This is a genomic window from Enterococcus diestrammenae, from assembly GCF_049384045.1.
In the GTDB taxonomy this organism is placed as follows: Bacteria; Bacillota; Bacilli; order Lactobacillales; family Enterococcaceae; genus Enterococcus_C; species Enterococcus_C diestrammenae.
On record NZ_JBMRGR010000005.1, the window covers coordinates 75,022 to 89,681 of the forward strand.

The following is a 14,660-nucleotide window of genomic DNA, read 5'->3' on the forward strand; positions in this document are numbered from 1 at the left end:
ATCACTAGACAAAGGATAGAAAAGAGGAATAGCATGGAATTACGAGGAAAACAAAAACGTTTTTTGCGCAGTCAGGCCCATCATTTGCACCCTATTTTTCAAGTGGGCAAAGGTGGCCTAAATGCGGAAATGATCAAGCAGGTGGCAGAGGCCTTGGAAAAGCGGGAGCTGATTAAGGTGAGCCTACTGCAAAATACTGATGAAGTCGCAGAAGAAGTGGCAACTGTTTTGGAGCAACAAATCAATTGCCAAGTAGTGCAAATTATCGGTCGGGTGTTGGTGGTCTTTAAACCATCTTCCCAAGAAAAATATCAAAAAATTTCAAATGAAGTCAAAGGGATTTAGGGATTCAAATCAGACTTCTGGGACCTATTATTGATTGAGGTGAAAAAAGTGGAAGGAAAAGTAAATCATGGCGTGCAAACCTTGACGGCAAAACCACTTACCCAAGCCAATTGTCGTCGGCAAGTTGGTCTGCTAGGGGGGAACTTCAACCCTGTGCATATGACTCATTTGTTAATTGCCGATCAAGTTGGCCGGGCTCTGGGCTTAGAAAGCGTGCTTTTGATGCCGGAGTTTTTACCCCCTCATGTGGATCAGAAAAAAACGATTGCTGCCAAGGATCGTTTGGCCATGTTGGAACGTGCGGTGGCAGATAACCCTTTATTGGGGATTGAGACTTGTGAACTACAACGTCAAGGCAAAAGTTATAGCTATGATACCATCAAAGAATTGAAAGAAAAAAATCCGGATGTGGACTATTATTTTATCATTGGCGGTGACATGGTGGCCTATTTGCCGAAATGGTATAAAATCGATGAATTGATGCAACTGGTGCAGTTTGTCGGCGTGCGGCGGCCGGGTTATCCCGTAACCTCTACCTATCCGCTTATTTGGGTCGATGTTCCTTCGATGGATTTAAGTTCTACTATGATTCGGAAAAAAGTCGCGCAAGGCTGTTCTGTCCGTTATTATGTACCGGAAGCCGTCCGGGAATACATCATGGAAAAGGGGTTGTATCTGGATGAAGACTAACAATTATTCCGCATTAGACCGGGAAGCGTTGATGCAAAAAGTACAGATGCAGATGAGTACCAAACGCTTCAAACATGTATTAGGCGTGGAAGAAACCGCTGTTGCTTTAGCGGAGAAGTATGGCGCTGCTCCAGAAAAAGCGTCCATCGCTGCTTTGACGCATGATTATGCGAAGGAACGGCCCAACGAAGAGTTCCAAATGGTGATTCGGCGGGAAAACTTCGATTTAGATTTGTTAAATTGGAATAATGCTATCTGGCATGGTATTGTGGGAGCAAATTTTGTTCAACGGGAGTTAGGCATTGACGATGAAGAAATCTTACAAGCGATTCGCCTCCATACTACCGGAGCAGCGGAAATGACTTTGTTAGACAAAATCATTTATGTCGCAGATTATATCGAACCCGGCCGTTCTTTCCCTGGTGTCCAAGAAGCACGGGAGATTGCCTTGCTCAATCTAGACGATGCTGTCGCCTATGAGGCAAAACATACTTTGCTTCATTTATTAGAACAAGAACAACCAATTTATCCCAAATCTATTGAAACTTATAATCGCTGGGTAGCGAAAAAATAAGAGAAAAATTTAAGGAGTGTGACCTAAAATAGATAGTCAAACAATTTTGGAAGTTGCCGTAAAAGCAGCTGACAGTAAACATGCAGAAGATTTAATCGCCTTGGATGTGCGGGAAATTTCGCTGTTGGCGGATTACTTTGTGATCTGCTCAGCTAATAGTGAGCGTCAAATCAATGCTATCATTGAGGAAATCGTTGATAAAGAAGAAGCTGCGGGCGTCGAAGTCAAACGAATTGAAGGCAAAGATGGCGCAAAATGGGTCTTAATCGATTTAAATGAGGTAATCGTTCATGTCTTTTCCAATAGTGAGCGGGCTTTTTACAATTTAGAAAAATTGTGGTCAGATGCGCCATTGGTAGATTTGACGGCTTGGGTCGTGGACTAAGATGGCCTACGAAACATTTGCTTTTGTCTATGATGAAGTGATGGACACAAGCCTTTATGACAAATGGTTAGCTTTTTCTAAACGGCATCTGGGAACAAAAAAACAAGTCTTGGAGCTAGCTTGTGGGACTGGCGCTTTAGCAGTCGCTTTTGCTAAGGAAGGCTATGAGGTGACCGCGCTAGATTTATCTGAAGAAATGCTGATGATTGCTAGTGATCGTGCCTATGAAGCTGGGGCTGAAATCCAGTTTCTAGAAGGAGATATGTTGGATCTGGTAGGGATTGGTGAGTTTGAGGCAGTGACTTGCTTCTCTGATTCCATTTGTTACATGGAAGATGCCCTTCATGTCCAACAAGTCTTTGATGAAGTTTATCAGATTTTGGCAGAAGATGGTGTCTTCATTTTCGATGTGCATTCTCAATACCAAGTCAACGAAGTCTTTCCAGAGTATAGTTACCACTATCAAACGGATGATTTTGCTTTTTTGTGGGAATCTTATCAGGATGAACCAGACACTATCCAACATTTTCTGACCTTTTTTGTAGCAGAAGACGAGGTGGCTGCCGGAGAGGCTCCCGAACACTTTTTACGCAAAGACGAGCTTCATCAAGAACGAACCTATCCTCAGGAAGTTTATCTGCGCATGTTAGAAAATGCTGGTTTCTCTTCAGTGGAAAGCTATGCGGATTTTATTGATAGCGAACCTAATGAAAAAAGCCGGCGCTGGTTTTTTGTCTGCCATAAATAGCCTGGGGGAAGCTGTGACTTCGGTTGCAGCTTTTTTTACTTTAGTCAGCGGGCTTTTCAGAAAAGGCCTGCTGGAATGGAGCAGGATTAACTTTGATTCTGTTTGCTAGATGATTTTGCTAAAATCTTAACCTCTGATAGAAAACGGACAGAAATCTGGGTTTCTCTCAGGAATTTCTGCTATAATAACAAGGTTGAAAGGACGGTGGCGCAGATGGATGGCATCTTAGCTTTGTGGAAGGAACGAGGCATGACCAGTCATGACTGTGTTTTTAAATTACGAAAAATTTTACATATGAAAAAAATCGGTCATGGAGGTACTTTAGATCCTGAGGTCGATGGTGTTTTGCCAATTTGTCTTGGGAAAGGGACTAAAGTGATTGAGTTTATACAAGATAATGGCAAGGTTTACGAGGGAGAAATTACCTTGGGCTATGCCACCGCCACCGAAGACCGTTATGGGGAGGTCATAGCTGAGACACCCTTGACGCGGCCGTTTACCATTGCAGAAATCGATGGGGCGATGGCGGATTTTGTTGGCGAAATTACCCAGGTTCCACCGATGTATTCGGCAGTGAAGGTCAGGGGGCGTAAGCTTTATGAATATGCCCGTGCTGGCGAAAGCGTTGAACGTCCGAAACGCCAGGTGAGCATTACGGCATTTCAGCGGACGAGTGAACCGATTTGGAACCAACAGGAGCAAACTCAATCTTGGCGGTTTCGTGTCGTTTGTGGGAAAGGTACCTATGTCCGGACGCTGGCAGTAGATACTGGAGCGTCCCTAGGTGTCGCAGCTTGCATGACCGATTTGACACGCCTGGCTAGTGGTGGTTTTACCAAAGAACAAGCGGTTACTTTGGCTCAGGTAGCGGAAGCTTTTGAGACCGGAAAAATGACAGAGATTTTATTGCCAGTGGAAGCTGCTTTGAAAGATTTTTCCAGCGTCACCATTGATGAAAGAACATGGCAACGGGTAAAAAACGGTAGCCGAATGTCTTATCAAGAACTTGGTTTGTCGCAGCTGCCGCTTCAGCCCGTAGCTGTTTATTATCAAGGGCAAGCAGTTAGTCTTTATCAAGCAAATAGTAAAGAAAAAGATGGTATGAAGCCTTTAAAGGTTTTACGAACGGAGTTGGAACCAAAAAATGGAAATTATTAAGATTCGTCATCCTTATGATTTGCAACAAATTCCACCAAAGGATGTTGTGTTAGTATTAGGCTTTTTTGATGGGGTACATCGGGGCCATCAAAAAGTCATTAATACTGGTCGTCAGAAAGCTGACGAGCTAGGATTGGATTTGGCGGTGATGACGTTTAATCATCATCCTTCTGTTGTTTTTAAAAAGATGGGTCAAGAAGAGTTAAAGTACCTCACCAGTCTTCCACAAAAAGAACGGCTAATGGATTGGCTAAAAGTGGATTATCTTTATGAAGTCGCTTTTACTTCGGATTTTGCGCATTTAAGTCCTCAAGCTTTTGTCGACCAATACATCGTCGGCCTGCACGCAAAAGTAGCAGTTTCCGGCTTTGACTACACCTATGGCCCGAAAGAGATTGCTGATGTCGCTCATTTGCCGGGTTATGCGAAGGGCCGTTTTGAAGTGGTGACCGTGGCCAAAGAAACCGATGAAGGGGAAAAAATTAGTTCTTCCCGCATTCGGAAATTACTCGAAGCTGGCGATATGGAGGAGACCAATCAATTGCTGGGCTATCCTTATAGTATCGATGGTGTCGTAGTCCATGGGGAAGCTCGGGGACGAGAGCTAGGGTATCCAACGGCTAATATCAAGTTTAGTCATTATGCACGCTTGCCGATGGAAGGGGTCTACGTCTGTGAGTTTTTAGTCGGGGGTCACGTCTACCCGGCTATGGGTTCGATTGGTCACAACGATACTTTCGGTGCGGGACGTCAACTAACCATGGAAATCAATATTTTAGATTTCCACCAAGATATTTATGGCGAGCAAGTCAGTGTCCGCTGGCTACATCTAATTCGTGAGCAAGTAAAATTCGATGGAGCACAGGCTTTGATTAAACAACTTGAAGCAGATGCTGAAACAACTCGGCGTTATTTTGCCTAATATCTGAAATCAAAGCAATCGCAAAAGCCGTACCCCAATAGGTTGCAGTTTTTGCGATTGCTTTTTAGTTAGTCGCTCTGAGGGATTTTTACTTAGCGGTAACTAGAGCAGCAACTGTTTTTTACACCAGGACGACTTTCATTTGACAATTCGAGAATACTCCGTCAAGTCAGAGCACCCTGATTTTCACAGGACCGATACAATAGTAGTTTTTCGAATCGTTGTGTTTCTGCTGAGAAAATGCTAGACTGAACAGCGAATCTGAAGGAAATGGAGGATGAAGTGGATGATTCAAAGTGACTCACAGGCAATCTCAGCCTACATTCACATTCCTTTTTGTGAACATATCTGTTACTACTGTGACTTCAATAAAGTCTTTCTTGAAGGGCAACCAGTGGATGAATATCTTGAGCTACTGTTAAGAGAGATGGACTTACAGTTGGCCCAGACGCCCATCGACCAAGCGCCGACACTATACGTCGGTGGGGGCACACCAACTGCACTGACTGCTCAACAGCTAGATCGTTTACTGGGAGGGATTGTCCAACGCTTTCCCATGAAGACAGTGGAAGAATTTACGGTAGAAGCGAATCCTGGTGACTTGACGGTGGACAAACTGAAGGTCATGCAAAACTATGGTGTGGATCGCCTGTCCATGGGGGTACAGACTTTTGATGATCGCCTCTTAAAGAAGATTGGTCGTAAACATACGGCAGATGATGTCTATCAAACGATGGCTTTTTTGGAAAAAGCTGATTTTCGTAATGTGTCCATCGATTTAATATACGCCTTGCCTGGCCAGAGTTTGGCTAGTTTCCGTGACACACTGAAGCGAGCTCTTGACCTCGATTTGCCCCATTACTCTTTGTATTCCTTGATTTTAGAAAATAAAACCATGTTCATGAATTGGGTACGACAAGGACGTTTGGAGTTACCAGATCAAGAAGAAGAAGGTCAAATGTTTGAAGAGACGATCAAGGCGATGGAAAAAGCTGGACGAAAGCAATACGAAGTCAGTAATTTTGCGTTGCCAGGACATGAATCCAAGCATAATACCGTCTATTGGCATAACCAACACTATTTTGGCTTTGGCGCTGGAGCGAGTGGGTATCTGGGGAACCGACGTTACAAAAATTATGGGCCCATTCAACATTATTTAAAACCGTTACGTCAAGGTATTTTGCCAGTGATGGAAAATGAAGTCTTAACTCGCGAAAATCAAATGGAGGAAGAAATGTTTTTGGGCTTGCGTTTAAAAGAAGGAGTTTCCTTCCAACGCTTCCAGGAAAAATTTCAATGTTCTCTGGAATCGGTTTATGGGGATGTCCTGTCGACAGAAGCAAAGGCTGGCCATTTAGTGGTGGAAAATGGCAGTGTTCGTTTGACGGCACAAGGGTTATTGATTGGGAACGATATTTTTGAAAAGTTTTTATTAGATGAATGACAGGAAAGTCGCTATTGAGGAAGCTATCTCCAGTGGCGGCTTTTTATTATCGTGAACAACAATCAAAAGCTAGCAAAACTAGAAAAAAGCGTGAATATTCTTTGAAGACGCTGACTCAGATAACTCTGTCATGGCTAGCAATCAGCTAAAAAGCTTGATCTATCACTCTTTTTCAGTACAATTTTGAATTAGCACTCGGCAATCGTGAGTGCTAATTTTTGATGTAAAATTCTTGACATCTCAAGTAAATGTGGTATATTTATAATCGTGTTAGCACTTAGAGTTAATGAGTGCTAATGAGAGGTGATAGAAATGTTGACAAATCGGCAACAAGATATTCTACGTCTCATCATCCAGCATTACACACAGACCGGACAGCCGGTTGGTTCAAAAAAACTAATGGAAGAAGGAATCGATGCCAGTTCGGCGACGATCAGAAATGAAATGAAGGCCTTAGAAGAGTTAGGGCTCCTTCAAAAAACCCATTCTTCTTCCGGACGTGTTCCTTCGATTGAGGGATACCGTTACTATGTGGACCATCTGTTGCAGCCGAGTCGAGTCGCTAAAAAGGAGATGCAGACGATCCGCCAATCTTTTGGTGGGGAGTTTCATGAAATCAATGAAATTATCCAACAGTCTGCCACGATTCTTTCTCAGTTGACCAGCTATACGGCTCTGTCTTTAGGTCCGGATGTCAAAGACCGAAAATTGACCGGTTTTCGGATTGTACCATTGAATAATCGCCAAGTCATCGCCTTGATTGTGACGGATAAAGGAAATGTGGAAAGCCAAGTCTTTACCATTCCGGCCGCCATCAGTGGGGAAGATTTGGAGAAGATGGTCCGAATCATCAATGATCGGTTAGTGGGAGAACCGCTAGTCACTGTCTATAATCGGTTGCGAACGGAAATCCCAATGATTCTCCATAAGTATTTTCAAACCACAGAAGGCATCTTATCCTTGTTTGATACCATGTTGGGACAAGCTTTCGAATCGAAGGTCTATGTCGGTGGTCGGATGAATATGCTTGATTTTGAGGGAGCTCAAGATGTGGATCATTTCAAAACGATGTATACGTTGATGAAAGATTCAGAAAAATTGAGTCAATTGCTAGTGCCACAGGATCGTGGAATTCAGATTCGGATTGGCAATGAACTGGGTAGTCAGCTCTTTCAAAATATGAGCTTGATCCAAGCAACCTACGAAATCGACGGCCACGGTCAAGGAACCATTGCATTGCTAGGTCCTACCAGCATGCCCTATTCGAAGATGTTCGGTTTGATTGATGCTTTTCGCCACGAATTAGCGTCAAAACTGGCGGATTACTATCGTTCGCTGGACAATAGTAGCGAGTGGAGTTAAGGAAACTAAAGAAGGGAAGTCATGATGTGTCCAAAAAAGACCAAGAGTTCAAGGCGGAAGTTGAAGAACTAGAAGATTTAGTTGCTGGCGAAAATGCCGAAGCGACTGAGTCTGCTGAGGTAAGCGATGAATTGTCAGAACTGGAAAAAGTAACAGCTGAGAAAGCTGCGTTGGAAGATCAATACTTGCGGGCGCAAGCAGAGATCGCCAACATTACTAAGCGCAATCGTAGCGAGCGGGAAATGCTACAAAAATACCGTTCCCAAGATTTAGCAAAAAAATTGCTCTCTTCCATTGATAACTTAGAGCGAGCATTAGCGACTGAAGTCACTGATGATCAAGGAGCAAGTTTGAAAAAAGGTGTGGAAATGGTGCTGGAAAGCCTGTTAAACGCCTTGAAGGAAGAAGGAATTGAAGAGATTCCTGCAGCAAAAGGCACCGCCTATGATCCAAATGTTCATCATGGTGTGCAAACAGTCCCCGCTTCTGAGGAACTGCCTGCAGATACCATCGTAGAAGTCTTTCAAAAAGGTTACAAACTCCATGACCGCGTTTTGCGACCAGCCATGGTCATCGTAGCCCAATAAACAAGTTGTTCACGTAATTTATTACGATAAAAACACATTTACAAAGGAGTGCTTTAATTATGAGTAAAATTATCGGTATTGACTTAGGTACCACCAACTCTGCCGTTTCCGTATTGGAAGGCGGAGAAGCAAAGATTATCGCCAATCCAGAAGGCAACCGTACGACACCATCTGTGGTTTCCTTCAAAAACGGTGAAATCCAAGTCGGGGAAGTTGCTAAACGTCAAGCAGTGACTAACCCAAATACAGTAGCTTCCATCAAACGCCACATGGGTGAAGCTGGCTATAAAGTTCAAGTGGAAGACAAATCTTATACTCCACAAGAAATTTCAGCAATGATCTTGCAATACTTGAAAGGTTTCGCTGAAGATTACCTTGGGGAAAAAGTTGAAAAAGCGGTTATCACTGTGCCGGCTTATTTCAATGATGCTCAACGTCAAGCAACCAAAGATGCTGGTAAAATCGCCGGTTTGGAAGTGGAACGGATTGTCAACGAACCAACTGCCGCAGCCTTGGCTTACGGTATGGACAAGACGGATAAAGATGAAAAAATCTTAGTCTTTGACCTTGGTGGTGGGACCTTCGACGTATCCATCCTTGAACTTGGTGACGGCGTCTTTGATGTTTTGTCAACAGCTGGGGACAATCACCTCGGTGGGGATGACTTCGATAACAAGATCATTGACTACATGGTAGCTGAATTTAAGAAAGAAAACGGAATTGACTTGTCCGCTGACAAGATGGCTTTGCAACGGTTGAAAGATGCTGCTGAAAAAGCGAAGAAAGACTTATCTGGTGTGACTTCTACTCAAATTAGCTTGCCATTTATCACAGCTGGTGAAGCTGGACCAATGCACTTGGAAATGACTTTGACTCGTGCGAAATTTGACGAAATCACAGCTGATTTAGTTGAACGGACAAAAACACCGGTTCGCCAAGCGTTGAAAGATGCTGGCTTGAACCAATCTGAAATCGATGAAGTCATCTTAGTTGGTGGTTCTACTCGTATTCCAGCGGTAGTTGAAGCAGTTCGTAAAGAAACCAACAAAGAACCTAACAAGTCTGTGAACCCAGATGAAGTTGTCGCTATGGGTGCTGCTATCCAAGGTGGGGTTATCACTGGTGATGTGAAAGACGTCGTATTGTTGGACGTTACGCCATTGTCATTGGGGATTGAAACCATGGGTGCGGTCTTCACAAAATTGATTGATCGTAACACAACTATCCCAACTTCTAAATCACAAGTCTTCTCCACAGCTGCTGACAACCAACCTGCTGTAGATATTCATGTTTTACAAGGGGAACGTCCAATGGCTGCCGATAACAAAACCCTTGGTCGCTTCCAATTGACGGATATTCCACCAGCACCTCGGGGGATTCCTCAAATCGAAGTTACCTTTGACATCGACAAAAACGGGATCGTTAATGTTTCTGCCAAAGATTTAGGGACGCAAAAAGAACAAAAAATTACTATCAAATCTTCTTCAGGTTTGTCCGATGAAGAAATCGATCGCATGGTGAAAGATGCAGAAGCCAATGCGGATGCCGACAAACAACGGAAAGAAGAAGCAGATCTTCGCAATGACGTAGACGCTTTGTTGTTCACAGTTGATAAAACTTTGAAAGAATTAGAAGGCAAAGTGGATGCAGATGAAGTCAAGAAAGCAGAAGATGCGCGGGATGAATTGAAAGCTGCTGTTGAAGCGAACAACTTGGAAGAAATGAAGACAAAACGGGATGCTTTGAACGAAATCGTGCAAAACTTGACGGTTAAGCTTTATGAACAAGCTGCGCAACAACAAGCGCAAGAAAATCCGGAAGCAGCCCAACAAGCTCAAGGTGGCGCAGATGATGTTGTCGATGCTGATTTTGAAGAAGTTGGCGACGACGATAAATAATCTTTCGCTTGCTTGAAAGCTGATTTTTCGCAAACGAAGTGACTGATACGGCTTATGCCGAAACGCTTGAAAGCCAAAGTATGATTACTTTGGCTTTTTTGCAAGGTTAGGTGGGGACGTTTGCTTAAAAGTTTGCGAAAGATATTTAGCTTGCTTTCGAGATATGTTAGAATACACGAGTGCAGATTAAAGCTGGAATCAGCTTTCAAGGATTGCGTTTGACAGGTTGTGTTTTCGTGATTTTGATACGCTTGTCGACACAGACTGCGTCAATGAGCGATGGCTAGTTTGACGTAGAAAAGTAGGAGGAAAGCCAATGGCAGAGAAACGAGATTACTACGAAGTCCTAGGCGTGGCCAAAGGGGCTTCCGATGATGAAATTAAAAAAGCATACCGCAAGCTTTCCAAAAAGTATCATCCAGACATCAATAAAGAAGCGGATGCCGAAGAAAAATTCAAGGAAATCACTGAAGCGTATGAAATCTTGAGTGATCCTCAAAAACGGGCAGCTTACGATCAATATGGCCATGCCGGAACCAATCCCAATTATGGTGGTGGTGGTTTTGGTGGCGGTTATAGTGACTTTGGCGGCTTTGGTGGTGGCTCTGGCTTTGGGGGCTTTGAAGATATCTTTGAATCCTTCTTTGGTGGTGCCGGTGGTGGTCGCGGGGCTAACCCCAATGCGCCACGACAAGGAGCAGATTTACAATATCCGATCAATTTGAAATTTGAAGAAGCCATTTTCGGTGTGGAAAAAACGATTAAGTACAATCGAGAAGAAACTTGTCACACTTGTGGCGGTAATGGGGCTAAACCTGGAACACAACCGGTGACTTGTTCTAAATGTGGTGGCTCCGGTCAAATCAACGTGGAACGCCAAACACCGCTTGGTCGTGTGATGAGTCGTCAAACTTGTGATATTTGTCACGGGACTGGGAAAGAAATCAAAGACCCATGTCCAACATGCCAAGGGACAGGTCATGAAAAACGCGCCCATGAAGTAAAAGTCAACGTTCCAGCTGGTGTGGAAGAAGGGCAACAAATGCGCCTTTCAGGACAAGGGGAAGCCGGTGCAAACGGCGGACCTTATGGGGACTTGTATGTGATTTTCCGCGTGGAAGAAAGTGATATTTTCGATCGAGATGGTTCGGAAATCTATTATGAAATGCCGTTGAATTTTGTTCAAGCCGCTCTCGGGGATGAGGTCAATGTACCAACAGTCCATGGTGATGTGAAGCTGAAAATCCCGGCTGGTACGCAAACTGGTACCGTTTTCCGTTTGCGAGGAAAAGGAGCGCCGAAACTGCGAGGTTCCGGCACTGGCGATCAACAAGTTAAAGTTAAATTAATCACACCGAAAAATTTGAGTGATGAACAGCGGGAAGCTTTGCGGAATTTTGCCGAAGTTTCTGGAACAAAGCTTAATGAACAACAATCAGAAGGTTTCTTTGACAAAATGAAAGATGCTTTTAGTGGGAAGAAGAAATAAACAATAATAGAGGAGTAGCTCAAGGTATGAACCGCTCCCTGTCAAGTAGACAGTGAAAAAAACAAAAAAAGATTTGTTCGAGTTTTACTCGAACTGGCCTTCAGAGGAGATAGAGAAAGGAAATTTCTCTATCTCCTCTTACAGGTTAATAGGAACCCCTAAGCGACGGCTTTATTTCTGATTTCCATCGGAGTAAGGCCGTCGTATTTTAATGTGACTCGTGCGTGATTGTAGAACTGGATATAGTCTTCTACATCCGTGATTAAAGCTTCTTTGGTCGGATATTTGTTCATATAGTAACGTTCGGCTTTCAAAGTGCCCCAAAAACTTTCAATTGGCTGATTATCAAGACACTTTGATACTCGGGACATACTGGCGGTAAATTTGTACTTATCTCGCAAGCTTTTATACGCATGTGAAGTGTACTGAAAACCGCGATCACTGTGGATGAGTGGTTGTGCTCCTATGTTTGCTTCAAAGGTACTTATCAAGGTTTCCATAACGATCTCATTATCATTTTTTAGGCTTAATGCATAGGAAACGATCGATTTATCCCAAAGGTCAACGATTGCACTGAGGTATAATTTCTGCCCATTTCCATACTTAAATTCAGTGACATCTGTACACCAAATTTGGTTCGGCGCCGTGGCAGCGTCGAAATTACGATTCAAAATATTCTCTGCTAAATGAACAGGGTTTGATCGTTGCCAAGAAGGACGGGGTCTTCTAATAACCGAATAGAGTCCTAGGATACGCATAATACGGCGAATCCGTTTGGGGTTATAGCGCATTCCCAGTTTCTTGTTTACAGCCACTGTCATTCGGCGATACCCATAGATTTTCTTACATTCAAGATGAATTTCTTTGATAGCTTCAGCGATGTGTTGCGTTTCTCCTTCTCGGCTAGTCGGAATACGTTTGAGCCATTTGTAATACCCCTGCGTTGAGACAGCTGCTATTTTACAAAGCCGGTTTATTGGCCAATCACGCTCTTCGTTAAGCTCTTTGACTATTAAAAACTTCTCTTCTTTTCGGGATAACGCTAGTGTTTGAATCGATTTCGAATTTCCTGCAACTTTTTTTGGACAGCTACCTCCATTTCAAGCTGTTCTTTTTCTGCTTGAAGCTTCTTATTTTCTAGTTTTAGACGATCCAGCTCTGTCAGTTCCTCTAAATCCTTTTTACGACCACGTCCGTCTTTCAAACCTTCTTCTCCAAGCAATTGGTATTTCCGTACCCACGAATAAACCTGTTGGTAACTCACTTGATACTTTTCGATTGCCTTATCATAGTCAAGTCCATGAGCGATAGTGTACTGTGCGATTTCAATCCGTTCTTTATAATCTGTTTTTCTGCCTTTAGTCATATGAGATTTTGAACTTCCTTTGCCAGTAGATTTGATTTCATCACCACTAGTATACTTGGAAATCCACTTATCCAAAACACTGGTACTGGAAATAGCATACTTTTTGACTACAGACCTTTTGGATTCGCCTCCGTCGATGACGGCTTTGACAGCACATAGCTTGGTTTCATCTGAGTATCTCGTCCAAGTTCTAAGTTCCTGAAGTCGTCCAGCACCACCTTCTTCGAATTTACGAAGCCAATCATTCAAAGTTTTATGACTGATACCGATTCTTTTTGCTTCAGCTTTTCTGGATGTCACCCCTTGGATTACTTGATTAACGGAATACAACTTTTCATCAATACTAAACTTTACTCTTTTTGACATATAAAAACTCCCAACATAGTAGACTAGAAATTTTTGTTTTTTCTAGTGTCTACTATGTTGGGAGCATATCAGTAAGCTTGGGTTAACTCCTCTGTTTGCTTATTCGGAAGAAAGGAAGATGAAAAGGTGATCCGATCATTTGCCAGTCCACAGTTATATATTCAAGGTCCGGGTGCATTTGATACACAGTTAGGCCAGTTGCGCCGTTTGGGGAACCAAGCCTTGGTAGTTACCGATCAGTATGTTTATGATTTAGTTGGCAAAAGTTTAATAAGTAATTTGACGGTGGTAGGGATCCATGGCTGCCCCTTTTTTATCGATAGTCAAAGGGAGACCTTCGCAGAGCAGATGCGGGCAGGAACGCTAACCGCTTGGGTTGCTGATTTGCTTGGTGTGTCGGGAGATAAAGAGAAAGAGTTTGGCAAGCTTTTTGTGATTGGTTTAGGGGGTGGTGGCGCCTTGGATGTGGCGAAAACGCTGGCCCGGGCGTTACAGGTGAATGTCGCTGTTCTACCCACCTCCGCAGCAACAGATGCTGCCACGTCAAGGATTTCAGTGATTTACGATGAAGCGGGGGTCTTTCAACGATATGATTATTATAAGACAAATCCTGCCATCGTTTTGGTGGATAGCCAAGTTATTTTTGCGGCACCTGCCAAGATGCTAGCACAGGGAATCGCGGACGGTTTAGCTACCTATGTGGAAGCCCGCGCCGTTTGGGAAGATGGCAGTAGCAACACAGTGGGTACGAGACCAACGTTAACGGCTTTAGGAATTGCCGAAAAATGTCGTGCTGTCTTATTTGCAGAAAGTCAACAAGCTCTTAAAGATCAAGAAGCTGGGCGTTTGACAGCGGCTTTCGAAGCGGTAATCGAAGCCAATATTTTATTGAGCGGATTAGGCTTTGAAAATGGTGGTTTAAGTTTAGCCCACGCTTTTCACAATGTGCTACAAGGAAATCCAGACCTGCAAGTACCAAGAACTCATGGAGAAGTGGTAGCCGTTGGTTTGTTATTGCAATTGGCTGCCGAAAAACGAGGGACAGAGTTTGAAGAATACTACAGCTTATTAAAAGCTTTGGATTTACCTGTTTCTTTGCAAGCTTTGGGACTTACTTTGGAACCAAATCAAGTGAAAGAGCTGGTGGCAGGAATCCTAGCTACCAAAAAAGCTAGCAACCACTTGCCGGTAAAAATGTCAGCAGCTGATTTGTTAGCGGCTTTTAAAAAAATGAACTAGGTAAAAATAAAAAAGCCGCGAACTCTCGATGCACCTTGAGAGTCCTCGGCTTTTTCACGTTAGGCTTGCTACCTTTTAAGGAAGCAA

The 14,660-nt window shown here is 43.4% G+C and carries 15 protein-coding genes; 13 read left to right on the forward strand and 2 right to left on the reverse strand.

Going from position 1 to position 14,660, the window contains the following annotated elements:
* Nucleotides 1-33 precede the first annotated feature (33 nt).
* The 12 genes from yhbY (at nt 34) to dnaJ (ending at nt 11,602) form a co-directional block, all read left to right on the forward strand.
* Nucleotides 34-345: a ribosome assembly RNA-binding protein YhbY gene (yhbY, locus tag ACO03U_RS05240; protein WP_204686645.1), complete on the forward strand. Its 312-nt coding sequence runs from the start codon at nt 34-36 to the stop codon at nt 343-345.
* Between the two features lie 72 nt (nt 346-417).
* The gene (locus ACO03U_RS05245; RefSeq protein ID WP_423104413.1) at nt 418-1,035 is read left to right on the forward strand and encodes a nicotinate-nucleotide adenylyltransferase; all 618 of its coding nucleotides are present in this window, start codon (nt 418-420) and stop codon (nt 1,033-1,035) included.
* Nucleotides 1,025-1,609 carry a bis(5'-nucleosyl)-tetraphosphatase (symmetrical) YqeK gene (yqeK, locus tag ACO03U_RS05250; RefSeq protein WP_204686647.1) on the forward strand — a complete coding sequence of 195 codons (585 nt, stop codon included), beginning with the start codon at nt 1,025-1,027 and terminating at the stop codon, nt 1,607-1,609. The genes ACO03U_RS05245 and yqeK overlap by 11 nt, the downstream gene beginning before the upstream one ends.
* Before the next feature lie 43 nt (nt 1,610-1,652).
* The gene (rsfS, locus tag ACO03U_RS05255; protein ID WP_204686699.1) at nt 1,653-1,994 is read left to right on the forward strand and encodes a ribosome silencing factor; all 342 of its coding nucleotides are present in this window, start codon (nt 1,653-1,655) and stop codon (nt 1,992-1,994) included.
* Nucleotide 1,995: 1 nt separating this feature from the next.
* Nucleotides 1,996-2,742 (forward strand): class I SAM-dependent DNA methyltransferase, encoded by a 747-nt coding sequence (locus ACO03U_RS05260; RefSeq protein ID WP_161868900.1) that lies wholly within the window; start codon nt 1,996-1,998, stop codon nt 2,740-2,742.
* 213 nt (nt 2,743-2,955) lie between these two features.
* Entirely contained in the window at nt 2,956-3,900 is a 945-nt protein-coding gene (truB, locus tag ACO03U_RS05265) for a tRNA pseudouridine(55) synthase TruB (RefSeq protein ID WP_204686649.1), read from the forward strand.
* Nucleotides 3,887-4,822 (forward strand): riboflavin biosynthesis protein RibF, encoded by a 936-nt coding sequence (gene ribF, locus ACO03U_RS05270; protein WP_204686651.1) that lies wholly within the window; start codon nt 3,887-3,889, stop codon nt 4,820-4,822. Before truB ends, ribF begins: the two co-directional genes overlap by 14 nt.
* Nucleotides 4,823-5,099: 277 nt before the next feature.
* Nucleotides 5,100-6,266 carry a radical SAM family heme chaperone HemW gene (gene hemW / locus ACO03U_RS05275; protein WP_161868897.1) on the forward strand — a complete coding sequence of 389 codons (1,167 nt, stop codon included), beginning with the start codon at nt 5,100-5,102 and terminating at the stop codon, nt 6,264-6,266.
* A gap of 312 nt (nt 6,267-6,578) precedes the next feature.
* Complete coding sequence (gene hrcA, locus ACO03U_RS05280; RefSeq protein ID WP_161868896.1) at nt 6,579-7,628, forward strand: heat-inducible transcriptional repressor HrcA; 1,050 nt, start codon at nt 6,579-6,581, stop codon at nt 7,626-7,628.
* Between the two features lie 26 nt (nt 7,629-7,654).
* Nucleotides 7,655-8,215 carry a nucleotide exchange factor GrpE gene (gene grpE, locus ACO03U_RS05285; protein WP_161868895.1) on the forward strand — a complete coding sequence of 187 codons (561 nt, stop codon included), beginning with the start codon at nt 7,655-7,657 and terminating at the stop codon, nt 8,213-8,215.
* Between the two features lie 59 nt (nt 8,216-8,274).
* Entirely contained in the window at nt 8,275-10,113 is a 1,839-nt protein-coding gene (gene dnaK / locus ACO03U_RS05290; RefSeq protein ID WP_161868894.1) for a molecular chaperone DnaK, read from the forward strand.
* Between the two features lie 316 nt (nt 10,114-10,429).
* Entirely contained in the window at nt 10,430-11,602 is a 1,173-nt protein-coding gene (dnaJ, locus tag ACO03U_RS05295) for a molecular chaperone DnaJ (RefSeq protein ID WP_204686653.1), read from the forward strand.
* A gap of 158 nt (nt 11,603-11,760) precedes the next feature.
* Here the strand turns inward: dnaJ and ACO03U_RS05300 are convergent, their stop codons facing one another.
* Nucleotides 11,761-12,657: an IS3 family transposase gene (locus ACO03U_RS05300; RefSeq protein WP_204686700.1), complete on the reverse strand. Its 897-nt coding sequence runs from the start codon at nt 12,655-12,657 to the stop codon at nt 11,761-11,763.
* Nucleotides 12,645-13,334 carry a helix-turn-helix domain-containing protein gene (locus ACO03U_RS05305; RefSeq protein ID WP_204686655.1) on the reverse strand — a complete coding sequence of 230 codons (690 nt, stop codon included), beginning with the start codon at nt 13,332-13,334 and terminating at the stop codon, nt 12,645-12,647. The genes ACO03U_RS05300 and ACO03U_RS05305 overlap by 13 nt, the downstream gene beginning before the upstream one ends.
* A 126-nt stretch (nt 13,335-13,460) precedes the next feature.
* On the opposite strand from ACO03U_RS05305, the gene ACO03U_RS05310 reads away from it, so the two are divergent.
* Nucleotides 13,461-14,573, forward strand: coding sequence for an iron-containing alcohol dehydrogenase (locus ACO03U_RS05310; protein WP_204686657.1), 1,113 nt, complete (start codon nt 13,461-13,463; stop codon nt 14,571-14,573).
* Nucleotides 14,574-14,660 lie beyond the last annotated feature (87 nt).